Here is a 19,502-nt window from a genome sequence, read left to right as displayed (position 1 = left end):
GGTGCAGGCGGAGCTGCCGGCGGTGCCGGCGGAGTGGTCGGCGGAACCGGCGGAACCGGAGCGCCCGTGGCCGGAGCAGCGGGACCCGCCGGCGGTGCGTAACCGGGCTGTGCGGGCGGCGCGTAGCCGGGCTGGGTGGGCGGTGCGTAGCCCTGCGTCGCCGGAGGCGCATAGCCCTGCGGCGCGCCGTAACCGGGAGCGGCGGCGGCAGGCCGGGGCTGGACCGGGATGCCCTGCCAGACCGTGTTGTCGCCGAGGAATCCGTTGTTCGCCCACGGTGCGGGGACGATGTTCGGGTTCCAGCGCGACTTGTCGAAAGCGTTGATGCCGAGCCAGATCAGCGCACCGATGCCGGGGATCAGCCCGAGGAGGATCCAAACGGCATCCTTCTGCAGCTTGAGACCCACACGCCACGCGACGATCACGATGACAGCGACGTAGGCGATCCAGGAGATGTAGTTGAGGATCGGGATGACGTTGATCACGATGGCGCCGAGCATCACCCACGGCGACACGTCGCCGAGCTTCGCAAGGATCATGGCGTTGTACACGGGAACCCACGCCCGCCACTTGCCTTCGACCCCGGCCTTCTCGAAGATCTTCATCAGGAACAGCGACGAGAGAACGTATCCCGCGATCGCGAAGATGAAGCCGAAGACGATCAGGATGCCGAAAACGGCCAACGAGCCTGTGTCGTAATAGTCGTACATGGTCCCCTCCGGATCCAATATTCGGCGCAGGTCGCGCCGCGTGACAACCATAGCGGGGACACCACAGGCGAGCAAAGACCTACGCGCGTCCGTTCATGCGCGGACTTGTGCCGTCACTCGTGGACGACCAGTTCCAGGACTCCCGCTTGCTGGGCGTCACGCAGCACGATGCCGTGGCCGTCCGCCCAGCGGCGAAGGGAACGGAGCGATCCGACGCGCGGCCGTTCCTCCGCGAGAGCACGCACGAGCAGCCCTTTGGACTTCTTGTTGAAGTGGTTCAGCGCCCGCCCATGCTCGGTCACAACCCTCACATACGCGGAGGGCACCGTGTCCGGAACAGGACCCAGCGCCACGTACGCCTCGCTGCGCAGATCAAGCACGAACGAGGGTGACGCCTCCGCGATCGCCGCTGAAGTGGGGTGCGCCCAGTGCTTGCGCAACGCCGGGACACCCGGGAGGGAGGTCCCCGCGGCAAGCCGATAGGTCGGCACCGCGTCCAGAGCACCGATGGGCCCGAGAGGCGCGCTGTGGATCCAGACGTGCTCCCCCAACCACCGGCGCGATGCCGCGGAGAGGCTGGCCGCATCCAGGGCATCGAAGAGCACGCCCGTGTAGCGATCGACCGCCGGCATCGTGGGCGCCGTCCGCAGATCGCGGTTGTGCGCGATCTCGCCCTTCTGGCGTTCGCTGAGCTTGAGCACGCGGCGCGACGCCTCCTCGTCGGCCGCAAGATCGACGAGAGCGTCCAGCACCGCGGATCGATGCGCGCTCAGCGATGGCAACGCGAGAGAGGTGACGTCGAGCGGGGCGTCGTGGCCGCCCTCACGTTTCGTCTCCGACGGCGGAAGCAGGATCTTCATGGAACCTCGGTGGAAGCAGACGCGTCCGCCCCGGGACCCGAACGGGTACCGAGGCGGACGTGTCGAAACGAGTACTGCTAGGCGATGAGAGCCGCGTTGCCGGCAACGATCGTCAGGGTGTTCCCCTCCATGGAGAGGAACCCGTCCTGGGCATTGGCCAGCACTTTGGTGCCATCCGACTGCGTGATGCGGACCTGGCCCTCAGCGAGGATCGCCAGCACCGGCTCGTGGCCGGTCATGAAGCCGATCTCACCCTCGACGGTCTTGGCGACCACGAGGCTCGCCTCTCCCGTCCAGACCTCCGCATCCGCGGAGACGAGGCTGACATTCAAAGCCATGGTCAGCCGTTCTCCTTCTGGATCTTCGCCCACTGCTCTTCGACGTCGGAGATGCCACCGACGTTGAAGAAGGCCTGCTCGGCCACGTGGTCGAAGTCACCGCGGGTGATCGCGTCGAACGACTCGATGGTCTCCTTGAGCGGGACGGTCGAACCCTCGACACCGGTGAACTTCTTCGCCATATAGGTGTTCTGCGAGAGGAACTGCTGGATGCGACGTGCACGCGACACGACGATCTTGTCTTCCTCGGAGAGCTCGTCGACACCGAGGATGGCGATGATCTCCTGCAGCTCCTTGTTCTTCTGGAGGATCTGCTTGACCGTCGTGGCGACGCGGTAGTGGTCCTCGCCCAAGTAGCGGGGGTCCATGATGCGCGACGTCGAGGTCAGCGGGTCGATGGCCGGGTACAGACCCTTCGAGGCGATCTCACGAGAGAGCTCGGTCGTCGCGTCGAGGTGGGCGAACGTGGTCGCCGGAGCCGGGTCGGTGTAGTCATCGGCCGGCACGTAGATCGCCTGCAGCGAGGTGATCGAGTGTCCACGCGTCGAGGTGATGCGCTCCTGGAGCACACCCATCTCGTCGGCGAGGTTCGGCTGGTAACCCACGGCGGAGGGCATGCGGCCCAGCAGCGTGGAGACCTCGGAACCGGCCTGCGTGAAGCGGAAGATGTTGTCGATGAAGAGCAGCACGTCCTGCTTCTGCACGTCACGGAAGTACTCCGCCATCGTCAGAGCCGACAGGGCGACGCGCAGACGCGTTCCCGGCGGCTCGTCCATCTGACCGAACACGAGGGCGGTCTTGTCGAAGACGCCCGCCTCTTCCATCTCGTGGATGAGGTCGTTACCCTCACGGGTGCGCTCACCGACACCGGCGAACACCGACACACCACCGTGGTCCTGCGCGACGCGCTGGATCATCTCCTGGATGAGGACGGTCTTGCCGACACCGGCGCCACCGAACAGACCGATCTTTCCACCCAGCACGTACGGGGTGAGGAGGTCGATCGACTTGATGCCGGTCTCGAACATCTGAGTCTTGGACTCGAGCTGGTCGAAGTTCGGCGCCTTGCGGTGGATCGGCCAGCGCTCGGTGACCTCGATGGTCTCGCCGGGCTCGAGGTTGAGCACCTCGCCGATGACGTTGAACACCTTGCCCTTGGTCACGTCGCCGACGGGGACCGAGATGGCCTCACCGGTGTCGCGGACTTCCTGGCCACGGACGATGCCGTCGGTCGGGTTCAGAGCGATGGCGCGGACGAGGTCGTCGCCGAGGTGCTGTGCGACCTCGAGCGTGATCTCGGTGGACTCTTCGCCCATCGCGATCGTGGTCTTCAGCGCGTTGTAGATGTCGGGGATCGAGTCGTGCGGGAACTCGATGTCGACAACCGGACCGTTGACGCGTGCGACGCGCCCGACGACCGCGGTCGCCGGCTGGTCAGCCGGAGCGGTGAGGGTCATTTTCGTCTCTTTCCTGATGGTCTATTTGTTCGAGAGTGCGTCGGCGCCGCCGACGATCTCCGCGATCTGCTGCGTGATCTCCGCCTGGCGCGCGTTGTTGCGCAGACGGGTGTAGTCGGTGATGAGCTTGTCGGCGTTGTCGCTGGCCGACTTCATCGCCTTCTGCGTCGCCGCCTGCTTCGCGGCAGAGGACTGCAGGAGTGCGTTGAAGACACGGCTCTGGATGTACACCGGCAGGATCGCATCGAGAACGGTCTCGGCGTCCGGCTCGAACTCGTACAGCGGGTAGACGGTGCTACCGGCTTCCGACTCATCGGCTTCCGTGATCTCCAGCGGAAGCAGCCGCACGTTCTCCGGCGACTGCGTCATCATGCTGACGAAACGGTTGTACACGAGGTGGATCTCATCGACGCCGCCGCCCTCTCCCCCACGGGAGAACGCTTCGAGCAGAGTCGCGGAGATCTCCTCAGCGGTGTGGAACGACGGGGTGTCGGTGTCTCCGGTCCACTCCGCAGCGGCCGGAAGACGTCGGAACTGGAAGTATCCGACAGCCTTGCGACCGATGAGGTAGAAGACCGGCTCCTTGCCCTGTTCGCGCAGGAGCTCGGCCACCTCGAGACCCTCACGGAGGATCTGCGAGTTGAAGGCTCCGGCGAGACCGCGGTCCGAGGAGAAGATCACGACCGCGGAGCGGGTGATGTTCTCGGACTCGCGGGTCAGCGGGTGATCCACGTTCGAGTGCGTCGCGACGGCCGCCACGGCCCTCGTCACGGCACGCGCGAAGGGGGTGGACGCCTTGACGCGTGCCATCGCCTTCTGGATGCGCGAAGCCGCGATGAGTTCCATCGCCTTCGTGATCTTCTTGGTCGTCTGAGCAGAGGAGATCTTCTGCTTGTAGACCCTGAGTTGAGCGCCCATATGTCAGTACCTCACGCGGTTACGCGCGACGACCCTTGACGATCTTCTCCTGGTTGACGTCCTCCGCCTCGGCTGCAGCGTGCTCCTCGTGGCCCGGGGCGCCGATGGCGTGACCCTTGCCGCCCTGGAACTCCAGGATGAAGGCATCCGTCTGCTTCCCGAGCTCTTCGACCGTGGCGTCATCGAGGACGTTGGTGTCGCGGAGCGTCTCGAGAACCTTGGTGTTGCGACGCAGGTAGTCCAGGAGCTCGCGCTCGAAGCGCAGGACATCCTCGACCTCGATCGTGTCGAGCTTGCCGTTGGTACCGGCCCAGATCGAGACGACCTGCTCCTCGACGGGGTACGGCGAGTACTGCGGCTGCTTGAGCAGCTCGGTCAGACGCGCACCGCGGGAGAGCTGACGACGCGAAGCCGCATCGAGGTCGGACGCGAACATGGCGAACGCCTCGAGGGAGCGGTACTGCGCGAGCTCCAGCTTCAACGTTCCGGAGACCTTCTTGATCGACTTGACCTGCGCGTCGCCACCGACTCGCGAGACCGAGATACCCACGTCGACCGCCGGACGCTGGTTGGCGTTGAAGAGGTCGGACTGGAGGAAGATCTGGCCGTCGGTGATCGAGATCACGTTGGTCGGGATGTACGCCGAGACGTCGTTCGCCTTGGTCTCGATGATCGGGAGACCCGTCATGGAACCGGCGCCGAGCTCGTCGGACAGCTTCGCGCAACGCTCGAGCAGACGAGAGTGCAGGTAGAAGACGTCACCCGGGTAAGCCTCGCGGCCCGGCGGGCGGCGGAGGAGGAGGGACACGGCACGGTAGGCTTCGGCCTGCTTGGACAGGTCATCGAAGATGATGAGGACGTGCTTGCCGCCGTACATCCAGTGCTGCCCGATGGCGGAGCCGGTGTAGGGAGCCAGGTACTTGAAACCGGCGGGGTCGGAGGCGGGAGCAGCCACGATCGTGGTGTACTCCAGAGCGCCGGCCTCTTCGAGCGCGCCCTTCACCGAAGCGATGGTCGAGCCCTTCTGGCCGATGGCGACGTAGATGCAGCGGACCTGCTTGTTGACGTCGCCCGACTCCCAGTTGGCCTTCTGGTTGATGATCGTGTCGATCGCGATGGCCGTCTTACCGGTCTGGCGGTCACCGATGATCAGCTGACGCTGGCCGCGGCCGACGGGGATCATCGCGTCGATGGCCTTGATGCCGGTCTGCATCGGCTCGTGCACCGACTTGCGCTGCATGACGCCCGGCGCCTGCAGCTCGAGGGCGCGGACGCTCTCGGTCTCGATGGCACCGAGGCCGTCGATCGGGTTGCCGAGCGGGTCGACCACGCGGCCGAGGTAGCCGTCGCCGACCGGGACGGAGAGGACCTCACCCGTGCGGGTGACTTCCTGACCGGCCTCGACGCCGGTGAACTCGCCGAGGACGACGACACCGATCTCGTGCTCGTTCAGGCTCTGTGCGAGGCCCTTGGTGCCGTCGGCGAAGATGACGAGCTCGTTCGCCATGACGCCGGGAAGTCCCTCGACGTGCGCGATGCCGTCTGCGGCGTCGATGACGGTGCCGACCTCGGTCGCCCCGGCCCCGGAGGGCTCGTATGCTGCGGCGAAGTCCTTCAGCGCGTCACGGATGACGTCGGGGCTGATCGATAGTTCTGCCATTGTCTTCCCTTTGTATCTGGGTGCGCGGTTCCCCGCGCGAAGTCGTGTTAGCCCGCGAGCTTCTGGCGAAGGTCTGCGAGTCGTGCGGAGATGCTGCCGTCGATGACGTCGTCGGCGATCTGCACGCGCAGACCTCCGACCACGGCAGGGTCGATGACGACGTTGAGGGACACCTGACCGTCGTAGCGTCGCGACAGCGAGTCGCTGAGGCGGGCGCGCTGCGCGTCGGTCAGCGGGGCGGCGGTGTGCACCGTGGCGACCACACGACCGCGCTGGCTCGAGACGATGCTCATCGCGCGGTTGAGCAGGCGACGAACGCGTCGTTCGCGCGGCTGACGCACGAGCGACGTGATGATCAGCGTCGAAGCAGCGCTCGTCGAGCCGTCGGCCAGGAGGCGCTCGACGAGCACTCCCTTGGCGTCTTCTCCGCCGAGACGTCCGCCCAGGGCGAGTTCGAGCTCCGGGTTGGCGGCGACCACGCGGGAGAAGCTGAACAGCTCCCCCTCGATGTCCGCATCCGGCTCGGCGATCGCTGCAGCGCGGATCGCGAGCTCCTCGACACCGTCGACGAGCTCACCCGCGTTGGACCAGCGCTCCGCCACGACCGTCTTCAGAACGCTCTGAGCGTCTGCGGAGAACCCGCCGAACACCGCGGCGACGACGTTCTGTCGTGCCGCGGCGGGAGCAGAGGGGTCAGCAAGCGCGCCGCTCAGCTGAGACGATTCGCTCACGGCACGTGCGGCAGCGAGAAGCTCCCGTGCGGTGTCGAGAGTGACGCCCTTCGCTGCGGCAAGCGTCTGGATGGATGCCGCGAGTGCCTGAGTGGTCGCGCTGCCCATTACTGAGCCGCCTTCTCGGATGCCTCGAGGTCGGCGAGGAAGCGGTCGACGACAGCCGTCGCACGTGCATCGTCGGAGAGCGTCTCGCCGACGACGCCGCCGGCGAGGTCGATCGCGAGCGTTCCGACCTCGCTGCGCAGCGAGACGAGAGCGGTCTGACGCTCGGCCTCGATCTGCGTGTGCGCGGTGGCGGTGATGCGTGCGGCCTCAGTGGTCGCGGCGTCCTTCGCCTCGGCGACGATCTTCTTGCCGTCCTCGCGGGCGGCCTCACGGATCTCGCCGGCCTCGGTACGCGCCTCAGCGAGCTGACGCGTGTACTCCTCGAGTGCCGCCTCCGCCTGCTTCTGCGCCTCGTCAGCCTTGGCGATGTTGCCCTCGATGGCGGCGGACCGCTCGTCGAGCATCTTCGTCAGTCGAGGAAGGGCGACCTTCCAGACCACGACGAGGATGACGATGAACCAGAGGCCCGACCAGATGATGTCGTACCACGCAGGGATGAGCGGGTTGTTCGGCTCACCCTCTGCTGCGAGGTTCGTGACAAGAGCGTTCAGCATCCTGTCTCCTTCAGAAGTCGGTGAGGATTACGGGAAGGGGATGAATGCGACGGCGATGCCGACGAACGCAAGCGCCTCGGTGAAGGCGATACCGATCCACATGAGGACCTGGAGACGGCCGGCCAGCTCGGGCTGACGGGCGACACCCTCGATGGTCTTGCCGACGACGATGCCGACGCCGATGGCCGGGCCGATGGCAGCGAGGCCGTAGCCGACCGCTCCGAGGTGACCGTTGATTTCAGCGAGAACCGTAGTAGCGTCCACGGGTTTTTCCTTTCGTTGGGTGGGAAGGCTGATGCCTGCCCGCTCAGTGCTCTTCTGCGACCGCGAGCTGGATGTAGACCGCGGTGAGGACGGTGAAGACGTATGCCTGGAGGACGGCGACCAGGATCTCGAAGATCGTGAAGGCGCCGCCGAAGGCGAGGGTTCCGACACCGAGCGCGGCCCAGCCGCCGCCTGCGGTGAAGAAGAAGAACTGGGTCGCGGAGAACGCGAGCACCAGGATCATGTGCCCCACGACGAGGTTCATGAGAAGACGCAGCGTCAGCGTGACGGGGCGCAGGATGAACGTCGAGATGAGCTCGATGATCGCGACGATCGGCATCGCGGCGACCGGCACGCCCTGAGGGAACAGGGAGTTCTTGAAGAACTTGAGTCCGTGGCGCTTGATACCCGCGTAGATGAAGGTCACGTAGCTGACCACGGCGAGCGTCAGCGGCACCGCGACGATCGCGGTTCCCGGCATGTTCAGGAACGGGATGATTCCCGTGATGTTCATGAACAGCACCATGAAGAAGATCGTGGTGAGGATCGGCAGGAAGCGATCGCCGTCCTTGCGCCCGAGCATGTCGTGGGCGACGTTGGTGCGGACGAAGCCGAGCCCCATCTCCACCAGGCTCTGGAAGCGTCCGGGTACGACCTTCATGCGTCGGGTGCCGAGCCAGAGGATCAGCACCACGGCGATCACCGCGAGCAACTGGACCAGGTGGATCCGGTTGACGGGGATCGGGCCTACGTAGAAGAGGATCTCCGGGAAGAAATCGTCGATCGAAGGGCCGTGGAACTCGCCGTCGGAGGCAAGTCGGGGGGTCAGGGTCGCAGCAAGATTAAACAGCGCGGGCTCCAGCTTCGGGGCACCGGTCTAAACCGGGGCGACGATGGTCGGTGTGCAATCAGCGCAAGCGCTCGCGGGCGAGCGGCGGGCACGGTTCAACAGTATCAGAATCTGAGGGTCCCCTAAGACCGCAGGCCCCCGTCGACCGGTCCCTCGTCGACCGGTCCCTCGTCGACGCGATTCGCGTTTCCGGGCGCACGATCTTCGGGCACCTCTGTCGGCAGCGTGGTGTCGCTCACGTTGGGCAGCCGCATACGGGTGAGCACGATCACATCGATGGCGAGCGACATCAGGACGCCGGCCACGATCGAGAGGAAGAACACCATCGGCTCCAGCCAGGGCTGGCCGGCGAGCAGGATCATCGCGACGACGAACAGTCCGAGCTTGAGCAGCCAGCCCCCGAGGACGATCGCGAAGAACAGCTGCACGTAGATCGGGTCCCCGTACCAGCGGTTCGCGATGAGGATGCTGATGCCGGTGATCGCCAGGAACACGGCTGCGAGCAGCACGCCCAACAGCCCGCTGATGAGCCCCTCTCCCCCGGCGACGGCGTAGCCGACACCGCCGGCGACGACGGCCAGCACGGCGGTCGCGACAGCCGACCAGATGAGGGTGCGACGCAGGATCGGCGTGCTGGAAACGGGGCTCGGGCTCATCAGGACTCCACGGGTGTCGGGTCGGTTTCGGCGGCCGCTGCGCTCTTCCTGCGGCGGGTGGGGCTCAGGGTGACGACGAGGCACGCGGCGATGCCCACGACGCCGAAGCCGACGCCGGGAAGGTACTGGCCGGGCCAGTCCTCCCGCGCACCGACGTACATCAGCAGGACGGCGAGTGAGATGACGGCCGTCCATGCATAGAAGATGAGGACCGCGTCGCGGTCGCGGTGGCCGAGGTCCAGCATCCGGTGATGGAGGTGCTTGCGATCGGGCGAGAACGGCGAGCGACCGGCGCTCATGCGTCGCAGCACAGCCAGACCGAAGTCGAGCAGCGGCAGCAGCACGACCAGCAGCGGCAGGAGGATCGGCAGGAAGGCACCGATCAGCTGCGAGCGACCGAGGCGCTCGGGATCGAGAGCGGACGGATCCATCTGCCCGGTGATCGCGATCGCCGATGTCGCCATCAGCAGACCGATCACCAGAGCGCCCGAATCCCCCATGAACAGCTTCGCCGGGCTCCAGTTCAGCGGCAGGAAGCCGAGGCAGGCGCCGATCAGGACTGCGGCGAGGAACGTGGAGAGGTTGAAGTAGCTCGAGGCGCCGGAGTCACGCGTGAAGATGTAGGAGTACGCGAAGAATATGCCGTTAGAGATGAGGCACACCCCGGCGACGAGTCCGTCGAGTCCGTCGATGAAGTTCACCGCGTTCATCACGATCACGATCGCGAACATCGTGATCGTGATGCTCAGCCAGCTGGAGACCACGATGAGGTCGCCGAACGGCAGCGAGAGGATCTGCAGTCCGCCTCCGACGGTGATGAGTCCCGCGGCCAGGAACTGCGCGCCGAGCTTGATCATCCAGTCGATGTCCCAGAGATCGTCGACCACGCCGATGATCGCGATCAGGAGCGAGGCGCCCAGGATCGACCACATCGTCTGCGGAGGGATCCAGATGCTCTGGAAGAAGGGGTTGACGGCCGAGAATCCGAAGGCGGCGGCGATGCCGAGGAAGATCGCGACTCCGCCGAGGCGCGGCGTCGGCGTCGTATGCACGTCGCGCTCTCGGATGCCGGGGTAAAGCTTGAATCGGAGGCTGAGTCGCCAGACCGCCCAGGTCAGCGCGAAGGTGATCGCTGCCGTGAGGAGGACCGTGGCGAGATACTGCTTCACGAATCCGCGTCCTGCGGCTCCTCCGCATGCACGTGCTCCGCGTCCTGCGGCTCCTCGGGTTCGAGCAGATCGCCGAGCACCTCCTGCAGCTGCTCCCGCGTGACCGCTCCGTCTCGGAGGATGCGGACGGTGCCGGGTTCGGCATCCGTTCCACGACGGACCAGAGACGTCGCGTCGACGATGGTGGAGGCGATGCCGTCCTTGCTCAGACCGTCGGCGAGGTACACGGCGACGCTGTCGCCCAGCATCTCCTCCGCGTCCGACGCCGAGATCGCCGCGGGCTGGCCCGTGAGATTGGCGCTGGAAACGGCGAGCGGACCGGTCTCGGCCAGCAGCTCGAGGGCCACACGTCCCTCCGGCATCCGCACCGCGACGGTGCCGAGTGTCTCACCGAGGTCCCACACCAGCGAGGGCTGGGCGGGGAGCACGATCGTGAGACCGCCGGGCCAGAACGCGTCGACGAGGCGTTCGACCGGCTCCGGGACCGATTCGGCGAGAGCCGCGAGCGTCTCCTTCGTCCCGATCAGGACGGGCGGCGGCTGATCGCGACCCCGCCCTTTCGCGTCGAGCAACCGCTGGACGGCGGCCGGGGAGAAGGCGTCGGCGGCGACGCCGTACACGGTGTCTGTGGGCATCACGATGAGTTCGCCACGGCCGATCGCCTGGCGCGCATGGCGCATGCCGGCGAGCAGCTGCGAGTCATCGCGGCAGTCGAAGATGGTTGACATGACGGTTCGATTCTACGTTGCGCGAGTGCTGCAGATGCTCCGAGCCGGCTGATCAGGGCCGGAGTGCGGTGGTGGTGCGATCCCGCAGGGTGAGATCGCGATGCGTCGCCGGCGCGCGCCACCCGTCCGCGGCGAGGATGTCCCTGATCGATTCGCCCTGCAGTTCGCCGTGCTCGATCACGAGCAGGCCTCCGGGATGCAGGAGCGCGAGCGCCCGGGAGCTGAGCACGCGCACGATGTCGAGGCCGTCCTCTCCGCCATACAGCGCCATCGCCGGGTCGAAGAGCCGCACCTCCGGATCGCGCGGAATCGCGGCGTCCGGCACGTACGGCGGATTCGAGATGACGACCGATGCCGTGCCGTCGAGCTCGGGGAAGGCCTCCCCCAGGTCGGACAGCACGAGCGTCAGATTGTCGACGCCGGCGACGTTCCGGCTCGCCCATGCGTGCGCATCCTCGGAGAGCTCGGCGGCGAAGACGCGGGCGTGCGGAACCTCCGTCGCCATCGCGAGGGCGATCGCACCGCTGCCGGTGCCGAGGTCGACGCCGATCGGTGCGGGGTCCGCGGAGTTGAGCAGTGCATCGATCGCGTACTGCACCACCGTCTCGGTCTCCGGCCGCGGCACGAAGACACCGGGTCCGACAGCCAGCTCGAGATGACGGAACGGGGCCGTGCCGGTGATGTGCTGCAAGGGTTCGCGCGCGGCACGGCGCGTCACCAGGGCTTCCAGGGCACCCGCCGACTCGTCGTCGATATCGTCTCCGCGGATGATCGCGGCCTGCACCTCGCCGCGTCGCCGACCCAGCACATGCCCGGCGAGCAGCTCCGCGTCGACCAGAGGATCCGGGACGCCGACGTCGGCCAGGCGCTGAGCGGCGGCACGGACGAGCGCCGCAAGAGAGGTGTCGGACATGGCTTCCAGCGTAGAGCGCGCTGAGCTGTCACAATGCCGCTGCGACAAGGCCCCTCCCCTAGGCTGGACCGGCAGCGACCCCCGCACAGGAAGGCTCCTCATGCCCGGCATCCACTCCGACATCACGACCGCGTTCGGCAACACGCCGCTCGTGCGTCTGAACCGCGTGACCGAGGGCCTCGGGGCCACTGTGCTCGCCAAGCTCGAGTACTACAACCCGGCATCGAGCGTGAAGGACCGCATCGGCATCGCCATGATCAACGCCGCGGAGTCGTCGGGCGAGCTGAAGCCCGGCGGCACGATCGTGGAGTCGACGAGCGGCAACACCGGCATCGCTCTCGCCATGGTCGGCGCCGCCCGCGGCTACCGGGTCATCCTGACGATGCCGGCCTCCATGTCGAAGGAGCGTCGAGTGCTGCTCAAGGCGTTCGGCGCGGAGATCGTGCTCACCGATCCCACCAAGGGCATGAGCGGCGCTATCGAGGAGACCAAGCGCATCGTCTCGGAGACGCCCGGCGCGATCTGGATCCGCCAGTTCGAGAACGCGGCCAACCCCCAGATCCACCGCGAGACCACGGCGCAGGAGATCCTCCGCGACACCGATGGCGCGGTCGACATCTTCATCGCGGGTGTCGGCACCGGCGGAACGGTGACCGGAACCGGACAGGCCCTCAAGGCCGCGAAGCCCGGGGTGCAGGTCATCGCCGTCGAGCCCAAGGACTCGCCCGTGCTCACCGAGGGCCACCCCGGCCCGCACAAGATCCAGGGCATCGGCCCGAACTTCGTCCCCGACGTGCTCGACCGCGATGTGCTCGACGAGATCATGACCGCCGAGTTCGACGAGTCGCTGCGGGTCGCCCGCGACCTCGCCGCCAAGGAGGGTCTGCTCGTCGGCATGTCCTCCGGCGCGGCTGTCGCGGCGGCGCTCAAGGTGGCCGCTCGCCCGGAGAACGACGGAAAGACGATCGTCGTCGTGATCCCGGACACCGGTGAGCGCTACCTCTCCACCGCGCTGTTCGAGGACCTGCGCGAAGACTGAGGGTTTCGATGGGCATGATCGGGCGGATGCGCGAGGACGTCGCGGCGGCTCGCCTTCGTGACCCCGCCGCGCGCAGCAGTGCCGAGGTCGCTCTGCTGTATCCGGGGCTCCACGCCATCTGGGCGCACCGCGTGTCGCACGCGCTCTGGCGACGCCGGCTGCGGTTGCTCGCGCGCGCGGGCTCGCAGTTGTCGCGCTGGCTGACCGGGATCGAGATCCATCCCGGCGCGCGGATCGGTCGCCGGTTCTTCATCGATCACGGGATGGGAGTGGTGATCGGCGAGACCAGCGTGATCGGCGACGATGTGATGCTCTACCACGGTGTGACTCTGGGCGGACGGACGCGCACCTCCGGCAAACGCCACCCGACACTCGGCGACGGGGTCGCGGTCGGTGCCGGCGCGAAGATCCTGGGCCCCGTGACCATCGGCGCTCACTCCGTCGTCGGAGCGAATGCCGTCGTCACCCGCGATGCACCGGCCGACAGCATCCTCGTCGGGGTTCCCGCGAAGCCGCGTCAGCGCCACACCGGCGAGGACACCAGAGCGCTGCTCACCGCGCCGGACTACGCGATCTGAGCGTCGGCGAGACCGAGGGGCTCAGCGCCGCTTGGTCTTGACCGCCTCGACCTTCTTGCGCAGGAAGATCAGAGGAAGCAGCACGCTGCCGAGCGCGGTGATGAGCCAGACGATCACCGAGCCGAGAAGCCAGCCGGTGAGGTCGGTGATGCGCAGTCCGCCGATGGGCAGCAGCACCACGATGATGAGCGAGATCAGCGTCGAGAAGATGCCGATGCCGCCCATGAGCACGGGGGCATATCGCGTGGCCATCTTGCCCACCCACGGCGCGAGCACGCTCTGCAGGATCGCGAAGATCAGGATGCAGACGACGAAGCCCCACCACTTGTCCCACTCGATCTGGAAACCGTCGAGGGCGAGGTCGGCGGCGATCAGGCCGAGACCGGCCGACACGACATACATCAGACCGCGGAACAGAAGTGTGATCACGGCCCGATCATAGCGTTCGCGTGGCGCGTCAGGAGTCGGAGCCGACCGCGGCGAGCCGCGCTTCCTCGTCCGCCGTGATCGCGCTCTCGATCAACGGGTCGAGCGCTCCGTCCATGACCTGATCGAGGTTGTACGCCTTGAAGCCGGTGCGGTGATCCGCGATGCGGTTCTCGGGGAAGTTGTAGGTGCGGATGCGCTCCGAACGGTCCATGCCGCGGATCTGCGACCGACGGGCATCGGAAGCCGCGGCATCCAGCTCCTCCTGCTGGCGCGCGAGCAGACGGGCGCGCAGCACGCGCATGCCGGCCTCACGGTTCTGCAGCTGGGACTTCTCGTTCTGCATCGACACGACGATGCCGGTCGGCACGTGGGTGATGCGCACCGCGGAGTCGGTCGTGTTCACGGACTGACCGCCGGGACCGGAGGAGCGGAACACGTCGATCTTGAGGTCGTTCTGGTCGATGTGGATCTCTTCGGGCTCGTCGACCTCGGGGAAGACCAGCACGCCGGTGGTCGACGTGTGGATGCGCCCCTGCGACTCGGTCGCCGGAACGCGCTGCACGCGGTGCACGCCGCCCTCGTACTTCAGATGCGCCCACACGCCCTGGGCGGGGTCGGAGGACGATCCCTTGATGGCGACCTGAACATCCTTGTAGCCGCCGAGGTCGGACTCGTTCCGCTCGAGCAGCTCGGTCTTCCAGCCCTTGGACGCCGCGTACTGGATGTACATGCGCAGCAGGTCGGCGGCGAACAGCGCGGATTCCGCACCGCCCTCCCCCGCCTTGATCTCCATGATCACGTCGCGAGCATCGTCCGGATCGCGCGGGATGAGCAGACGCCGCAGCCGTTCCTGTGCGGTCTGCAGCTCCTCTTCCATCGCCGGGATCTCGGCCGCGATCGACTCGTCCTCCCGCGCGAACTCGCGCGCGGTCTCCAGATCATCGGTCGCGGCGATCCAAGCCTCGTACGCGGCGACGATGCGGGACAGCTCGGCGTAGCGGCGGTTGACGCGCTTCGCGCGGGCGGCGTCGGCGTGCACCGCCGGGTCGGAGAGCTCCTCCTGCACCCGGCGATGCTCGTCGATCAGAGTCTGGACGGACTCGAACACGGCTCAGCCGCTCAGCGGATGTTGTTGTCGTGCCCGTGCGCACCCGAGGGAAGCGTCGGGATCGACTTCTGCATCTGCACGAGGAACTCGACGTTCGAGTTGGTCTCCTTGAGCTTGCCGAGGACGACCTCGAGAGCCTGCTGCTGGTCCAGGCCCGCGAGAGCGCGACGCAGCTTCCACGTGATCTTGACCTCGTCGGCCGAGAGCAGCATCTCTTCGCGACGGGTGCTCGACGCGTTCACGTCGACCGCCGGGAAGATGCGCTTGTCGGCGAGGGCGCGGGACAGGCGCAGCTCGCTGTTGCCGGTGCCCTTGAACTCCTCGAAGATGACCTCGTCCATCTTGGAGCCGGTCTCCACCAGCGCCGTGGCGAGGATCGTGAGGGATCCGCCGTTCTCGATGTTGCGCGCCGCACCGAAGAACCGCTTGGGCGGGTACAGCGCCGACGCGTCGACGCCACCGGTGAGCACGCGACCGGACGCCGGGGCAGCCAGGTTGTACGCGCGGCCGAGGCGGGTGATCGAGTCGAGCAGCACGACGACGTCGCGACCGAGCTCGACCAGGCGCTTCGCACGCTCGATGGCGAGCTCGGCGACCGTGGTGTGGTCTTCGGCGGGACGGTCGAACGTCGAGGCGATGACCTCGCCCTTGACCGAGCGCTCCATGTCGGTGACCTCTTCGGGGCGCTCGTCGACGAGCACGACCATGAGGTGGACCTCGGGGTTGTTCTGCGCGATCGCGTTCGCGATCTGCTGCAGGACGATCGTCTTGCCGGCCTTGGGCGGTGCGACGATGAGGCCGCGCTGGCCCTTGCCGACCGGGGCGACCAGGTCGATGATGCGCTGGGTCAGCTTCTCGGGGGCCGTCTCCAGGCGCAGACGCTCCTGCGGGTACAGCGGGGTGAGCTTGCCGAACTCCACGCGGGTTGCCGCGTCGTCCACCGACAGGCCGTTGATCGAGTCGACCTTGACCAGCGCGTTGTACTTCTGGCGGCCCTGCTGCTCGCCCTCGCGAGGCTGCTTGATCGAGCCGACGACGGCGTCACCCTTGCGGAGGTTGTACTTCTTCACCTGGCCGAGCGAGACGTACACGTCGCTGGGACCGGCGAGGTAGCCGGTGGTACGCACGAAGGCGTAGTTGTCGAGGACGTCGAGGATGCCGGCGATCGGGATGAGGACGTCGTCCTCGCCGATCTCGGTGTCGAACTCGTCGGTCGGGACACCGCTGCGACGCTTGTTGCGCTGACGGTTGCGGTTGTTGCCACCGGACTGGTCATCGTCGGCGGGCTGAGCCTGCTGCTCCTGCGCGGCACCGTTCTGGCCACGGCCACGGTTGCGGCTGCGGTTGCGGTTGCGACCACGGCCGCCCTGCTCCTCGCCGCCCTCGGAGTCGTCGTCGTTGTCGTTGTTCTGCGCGTTATTGTTCTGCGCGTTGTTGTTCTGCGCGTTGTTGTTCTGCGCGTTGCGGCCCCGAGCGTTGCCGTTCTGGGCCGGCTCGGCGGGAGCTGTCTCAGAAGCGGCATCCGCCGCGGGGGCCGCATCTGCGGCTTCGGCCTCGGGGGCTGCCGTCTTCTGGGCGCCACGGCGTCCGCGGCCGGTCGACTTGGGCGCCGACTCCGCCGGAGCTTCTGCCGGAGCGGCATCTGCGGCGGGTGCCTCTGCCGGAGCGGCTTCCGCGGTCGGCGCCTCGGCATCCGCCTTCTTCGCACGGCTGCGACGCGGTGCCTTCGCCTTGGGCGCGGCCTCCGCGGGCTCCGCCGATGCCTCAGCGGGCGCCGATGCGGTCTTCGGCTCGGACTCTGCCTTCGGCGCGGCTTCCGCCTTCTCGGCCTTCGCCGCCTCGGCCTTCTCGGCCTTCGCCGCCGCCGTGGCGGTGCTGGCACGACGCGGTGCGCGCTTGCGCGCCGGTGCAGCCTCGGTCGCGGGGGCTTCGGACACCGAAGCGGACTGGTCGTTCTGGGTCTCGGAGAGGTTCTCCACGAGTACTCCCTTATATGTCATGGGGAATGAGCGTTGAACGCACACAACGGGTGCTGCGCGCGATCGCACGGGCTGACGCTCGGCGCCAGCCAGCCTCGGCACTTGTGCCACAGGGATTTGCGTGCGGGTCTTGCAAGAGTTGCAATGGGGCCAGATTCACGTAGTTACGTGGAGCCCTCCGCTCGAGTCCCCACTGTACCACCACGCACGTCGACTGCGAGCAGGAGCGCCTCCCACGGGGTGTCGGTGACTCGATCAGCCAGCTCCACCGCGTCCTGGCGGCTGCCCGGCCCGTCGGCCAGCACGAGCACACTGGGACCGGCACCGGAGACGACGGCTGCGAAGCCCGCCTTGCGCAGCGCCTGCACGAGCCGCTGCGTCTCGGGCATCGCCTCGGCGCGATAGTCCTGATGGAGGCGGTCGGCGGTCGCGTCGAGGAGCAGTTCCGGACTCTGCATCAGGGCCGCGATCAGCAGCGCGGAGCGCGAGACGTTGAACACCGCATCCGCAGTCGAGACGTGCGGAGGCTGCAGCGAACGCGCCTGCGAGGTCGACATCGTGTAGGCGGGGACGAGCACGAGGGGCGAGACGCCGCGGTGCACGAGCAGCTTCTTATGCTGGGGCCCGCGCTCCCCCATCCAGGCGATCGTCAGCCCGCCGAAAAGCGCCGGAGCCACGTTGTCGGGGTGGCCCTCCAGCTCGGTGGCGAGACGAAGGAGGTCGGCGTCGCCGATCTCGACGTCGCCGGCGAGCAGTCCCTTCGCGGCGAGAACTCCGGCGGCGACGGCGGCACCCGATGAGCCCAGTCCGCGGCCATGCGGGACGCCGTTCTCCGCGATGATGCGCAGACCCGGGGCGGGGCGACCCGCATCGGCGAAGACGTACGCGATCGTGCGGACGATGAGGTTCGACTCATCGCGCGGAATCTCGGCCGCACCCGAGCCGGTCACCTCGATCTCGAGCTGACCGGCCGGCAGCGCCGTGACCTGCAGGGTGTCGTAGATGCTGAGCGCCAGGCCGAGCGTGTCGAAGCCGGGGCCGAGGTTCGCGCTCGTGGCCGGCACCCGAACCTCGACGGTGCGGTCTTCCACCGGATTGCCCTCGACGGGGGCGAGGGCTGACGCCATCGTCACTCGCCTTCCACCCGGAGCACCGAGACGACCCGGGCGACGACCGTGCTGTCGGCGAGAGCGTCGACGGTGGCACTGAGCGCCTGCTCGGTCGCGCGGTGCGTGCCGATGATCAGACGGGCGGTCGGCTCGTCTTCGCCCTCGACGGTCTGCACGACCGTCGCGACGGAGACTCCGCCGTCGCTGAGGATTCCGGCGACCGTGGCGAGCACGCCCGGCGCATCCGCGACCTCGAGCGTGATCTGGTAGCGGGTGGTGACGTGTCCGATCGGGACGACCGGAAGGTTGGCCCTGGTCGACTCTCCCACTCCGACGCCCCCGGCGATGTGACGGCGAGCGGCGGAGACGACGTCACCCAGCACGGCCGAGGCGGTCTGGACGCCACCTGCTCCCGCGCCGTAGAACATCAGGGATCCGGCGGCCTCCGCCTCGACGAAGACGGCGTTGTTGGCGCCGTGCACGGATGCGAGGGGGTGCGAGTTCGGCACGAGTGCCGGGTAGACGCGCACCGAGATCGACTCGGCGCCGTTGGCCTCGATGCGCTCGCACACCGCGAGCAGCTTGATGACGAAACCCGCAGCGCGAGCCTCCTCGATCATGGACGGCGTGATCGAGGTGATGCCCTCGCGGTAGACGGCTTCGAGCGGCACGGCCGTGTGGAATGCGAGGCTCGCGAGGATGGCGGCCTTCTGCGCGGCGTCGTAGCCCTCCACGTCGGCGGTCGGGTCGGCCTCGGCGTATCCCAGACGCTGCGCATCGGCGAGCACGTCGGCGAAGTCGGCGCCCTCGGAGTCCATCCGGTCCAGGATGTAGTTCGTCGTGCCGTTCACGATGCCCATGATGCGCACGACCCGGTCGCCGGCGAGCGAGTCGCGCAGTGGCCGGATGATCGGGATCGCACCGGCGGCCGCGGCTTCGTAGTAGACGGATGCGCCCACGCGATCGGCGGCCTCGAACAGCTCAGGGCCGTGCGTGGCGAGCAGCGCCTTGTTGGCCGTGACGACGTCGGCACCTGAGCCGATCGCCTGCAGGATGCTGGTGCGGGCGGGCTCGATGCCGCCGATCAGCTCGATCACGATGTCGGCGCCCAGGATCAGCGACTCCGCGTCGGTGGTGAAGAGCTCCTTGGGGAGATCGACGTCACGCGGCGCATCCACGTCGCGCACCGCGATGCCGGCGAGCTCCAGTTCCGCACCGGCACGGTCGGCCAGTTCGTCGCCGTGGCGCAGCAGGAGCGCCGCGACCTGCGACCCGACCGCTCCGGCACCCAGCAGTGCCACACGAAGTCGTCGGTATTCAGTCATGGTTGCTCCTTCGGAGGTG

General features: G+C 67.5%; 21 protein-coding genes. 2 read left to right on the top strand and 19 right to left on the bottom strand.

Annotated elements, in window-relative coordinates; all coding sequences use genetic code 11:
* The 14 genes from DW298_RS14895 to prmC form a co-directional block, all read right to left on the bottom strand.
* Positions 1 to 710, bottom strand: a 710-nt coding sequence (locus tag DW298_RS14895; protein WP_205820387.1) for a hypothetical protein, incomplete at its 3' end; no start/stop codon positions are given.
* A 113-nt stretch (positions 711 to 823) separates the two neighbouring features.
* Positions 824 to 1,570: a peroxide stress protein YaaA gene (yaaA, locus tag DW298_RS14890; protein ID WP_136043249.1), complete on the bottom strand. Its 747-nt coding sequence runs from the start codon at positions 1,568 to 1,570 to the stop codon at positions 824 to 826.
* Between the two features lie 77 nt (positions 1,571 to 1,647).
* Positions 1,648 to 1,908, bottom strand: coding sequence for a F0F1 ATP synthase subunit epsilon (locus tag DW298_RS14885; protein WP_136043248.1), 261 nt, complete (start codon positions 1,906 to 1,908; stop codon positions 1,648 to 1,650).
* A 2-nt stretch (positions 1,909 to 1,910) separates the two neighbouring features.
* Positions 1,911 to 3,365: a F0F1 ATP synthase subunit beta gene (atpD, locus tag DW298_RS14880; protein WP_017830989.1), complete on the bottom strand. Its 1,455-nt coding sequence runs from the start codon at positions 3,363 to 3,365 to the stop codon at positions 1,911 to 1,913.
* A gap of 21 nt (positions 3,366 to 3,386) precedes the next feature.
* Positions 3,387 to 4,283 (bottom strand): F0F1 ATP synthase subunit gamma, encoded by an 897-nt coding sequence (locus tag DW298_RS14875; protein WP_136043247.1) that lies wholly within the window; start codon positions 4,281 to 4,283, stop codon positions 3,387 to 3,389.
* Between the two features lie 19 nt (positions 4,284 to 4,302).
* Positions 4,303 to 5,943 (bottom strand): F0F1 ATP synthase subunit alpha, encoded by a 1,641-nt coding sequence (atpA, locus tag DW298_RS14870; protein WP_136043246.1) that lies wholly within the window; start codon positions 5,941 to 5,943, stop codon positions 4,303 to 4,305.
* A 47-nt stretch (positions 5,944 to 5,990) separates the two neighbouring features.
* Complete coding sequence (locus DW298_RS14865) at positions 5,991 to 6,782, bottom strand: F0F1 ATP synthase subunit delta (protein WP_136043245.1); 792 nt, start codon at positions 6,780 to 6,782, stop codon at positions 5,991 to 5,993.
* The gene (locus DW298_RS14860; protein ID WP_136043244.1) at positions 6,782 to 7,336 is read right to left on the bottom strand and encodes a F0F1 ATP synthase subunit B; all 555 of its coding nucleotides are present in this window, start codon (positions 7,334 to 7,336) and stop codon (positions 6,782 to 6,784) included. Before DW298_RS14860 ends, DW298_RS14865 begins: the two co-directional genes overlap by 1 nt.
* 27 nt (positions 7,337 to 7,363) lie before the next feature.
* Positions 7,364 to 7,600, bottom strand: coding sequence for an ATP synthase F0 subunit C (gene atpE / locus DW298_RS14855; RefSeq protein WP_017830994.1), 237 nt, complete (start codon positions 7,598 to 7,600; stop codon positions 7,364 to 7,366).
* A gap of 43 nt (positions 7,601 to 7,643) precedes the next feature.
* Positions 7,644 to 8,363, bottom strand: a complete 720-nt coding sequence (gene atpB, locus DW298_RS14850; RefSeq protein ID WP_240745151.1) for a F0F1 ATP synthase subunit A — start codon at positions 8,361 to 8,363, stop codon at positions 7,644 to 7,646.
* 209 nt (positions 8,364 to 8,572) lie between these two features.
* Positions 8,573 to 9,106, bottom strand: coding sequence for a hypothetical protein (locus DW298_RS14845; RefSeq protein ID WP_136043242.1), 534 nt, complete (start codon positions 9,104 to 9,106; stop codon positions 8,573 to 8,575).
* Positions 9,106 to 10,275, bottom strand: coding sequence for an MraY family glycosyltransferase (locus DW298_RS14840; protein ID WP_136043241.1), 1,170 nt, complete (start codon positions 10,273 to 10,275; stop codon positions 9,106 to 9,108). Before DW298_RS14840 ends, DW298_RS14845 begins: the two co-directional genes overlap by 1 nt.
* On the bottom strand, positions 10,272 to 11,003 hold the full coding sequence (locus tag DW298_RS14835) for an L-threonylcarbamoyladenylate synthase (RefSeq protein WP_136043240.1): 732 nt from the start codon (positions 11,001 to 11,003) through the stop codon (positions 10,272 to 10,274). The genes DW298_RS14840 and DW298_RS14835 overlap by 4 nt, the downstream gene beginning before the upstream one ends.
* 52 nt (positions 11,004 to 11,055) lie before the next feature.
* Positions 11,056 to 11,916 carry a peptide chain release factor N(5)-glutamine methyltransferase gene (prmC, locus tag DW298_RS14830; RefSeq protein ID WP_136043239.1) on the bottom strand — a complete coding sequence of 287 codons (861 nt, stop codon included), beginning with the start codon at positions 11,914 to 11,916 and terminating at the stop codon, positions 11,056 to 11,058.
* A 100-nt stretch (positions 11,917 to 12,016) separates the two neighbouring features.
* Here prmC and cysK point away from each other — a divergent pair, with 100 nt between their 5' ends.
* Together cysK and epsC are read left to right on the top strand one after the other, a co-directional pair.
* Positions 12,017 to 12,955, top strand: a complete 939-nt coding sequence (cysK, locus tag DW298_RS14825) for a cysteine synthase A (protein WP_136043238.1) — start codon at positions 12,017 to 12,019, stop codon at positions 12,953 to 12,955.
* An 8-nt stretch (positions 12,956 to 12,963) separates the two neighbouring features.
* Positions 12,964 to 13,533 carry a serine O-acetyltransferase EpsC gene (gene epsC, locus DW298_RS14820; protein ID WP_136043237.1) on the top strand — a complete coding sequence of 190 codons (570 nt, stop codon included), beginning with the start codon at positions 12,964 to 12,966 and terminating at the stop codon, positions 13,531 to 13,533.
* Between the two features lie 21 nt (positions 13,534 to 13,554).
* On the opposite strand, the gene DW298_RS14815 is transcribed toward epsC, so the two are convergent.
* From DW298_RS14815 to DW298_RS14795, 5 genes are all read right to left on the bottom strand, one after another.
* Positions 13,555 to 13,962 (bottom strand): phage holin family protein, encoded by a 408-nt coding sequence (locus DW298_RS14815; protein WP_168429492.1) that lies wholly within the window; start codon positions 13,960 to 13,962, stop codon positions 13,555 to 13,557.
* Positions 13,963 to 13,990: 28 nt separating this feature from the next.
* Positions 13,991 to 15,070: a peptide chain release factor 1 gene (prfA, locus tag DW298_RS14810; RefSeq protein ID WP_136043236.1), complete on the bottom strand. Its 1,080-nt coding sequence runs from the start codon at positions 15,068 to 15,070 to the stop codon at positions 13,991 to 13,993.
* An 11-nt stretch (positions 15,071 to 15,081) separates the two neighbouring features.
* Entirely contained in the window at positions 15,082 to 17,049 is a 1,968-nt protein-coding gene (gene rho, locus DW298_RS14805; RefSeq protein WP_136043235.1) for a transcription termination factor Rho, read from the bottom strand.
* A 164-nt stretch (positions 17,050 to 17,213) separates the two neighbouring features.
* Positions 17,214 to 18,176, bottom strand: coding sequence for a homoserine kinase (gene thrB, locus DW298_RS14800; protein WP_136043234.1), 963 nt, complete (start codon positions 18,174 to 18,176; stop codon positions 17,214 to 17,216).
* A 2-nt stretch (positions 18,177 to 18,178) separates the two neighbouring features.
* Positions 18,179 to 19,483, bottom strand: a complete 1,305-nt coding sequence (locus tag DW298_RS14795) for a homoserine dehydrogenase (RefSeq protein ID WP_136043233.1) — start codon at positions 19,481 to 19,483, stop codon at positions 18,179 to 18,181.
* Positions 19,484 to 19,502: the final 19 nt, after the last annotated feature.

Source organism: Microbacterium sp. A20 (assembly GCF_004794515.1).
In the GTDB taxonomy this organism is placed as follows: domain Bacteria; phylum Actinomycetota; class Actinomycetes; order Actinomycetales; family Microbacteriaceae; genus Microbacterium.
Note: the sequence above shows the minus strand (reverse complement) of the source record. Positions and strands in the feature narration are given on the sequence as shown.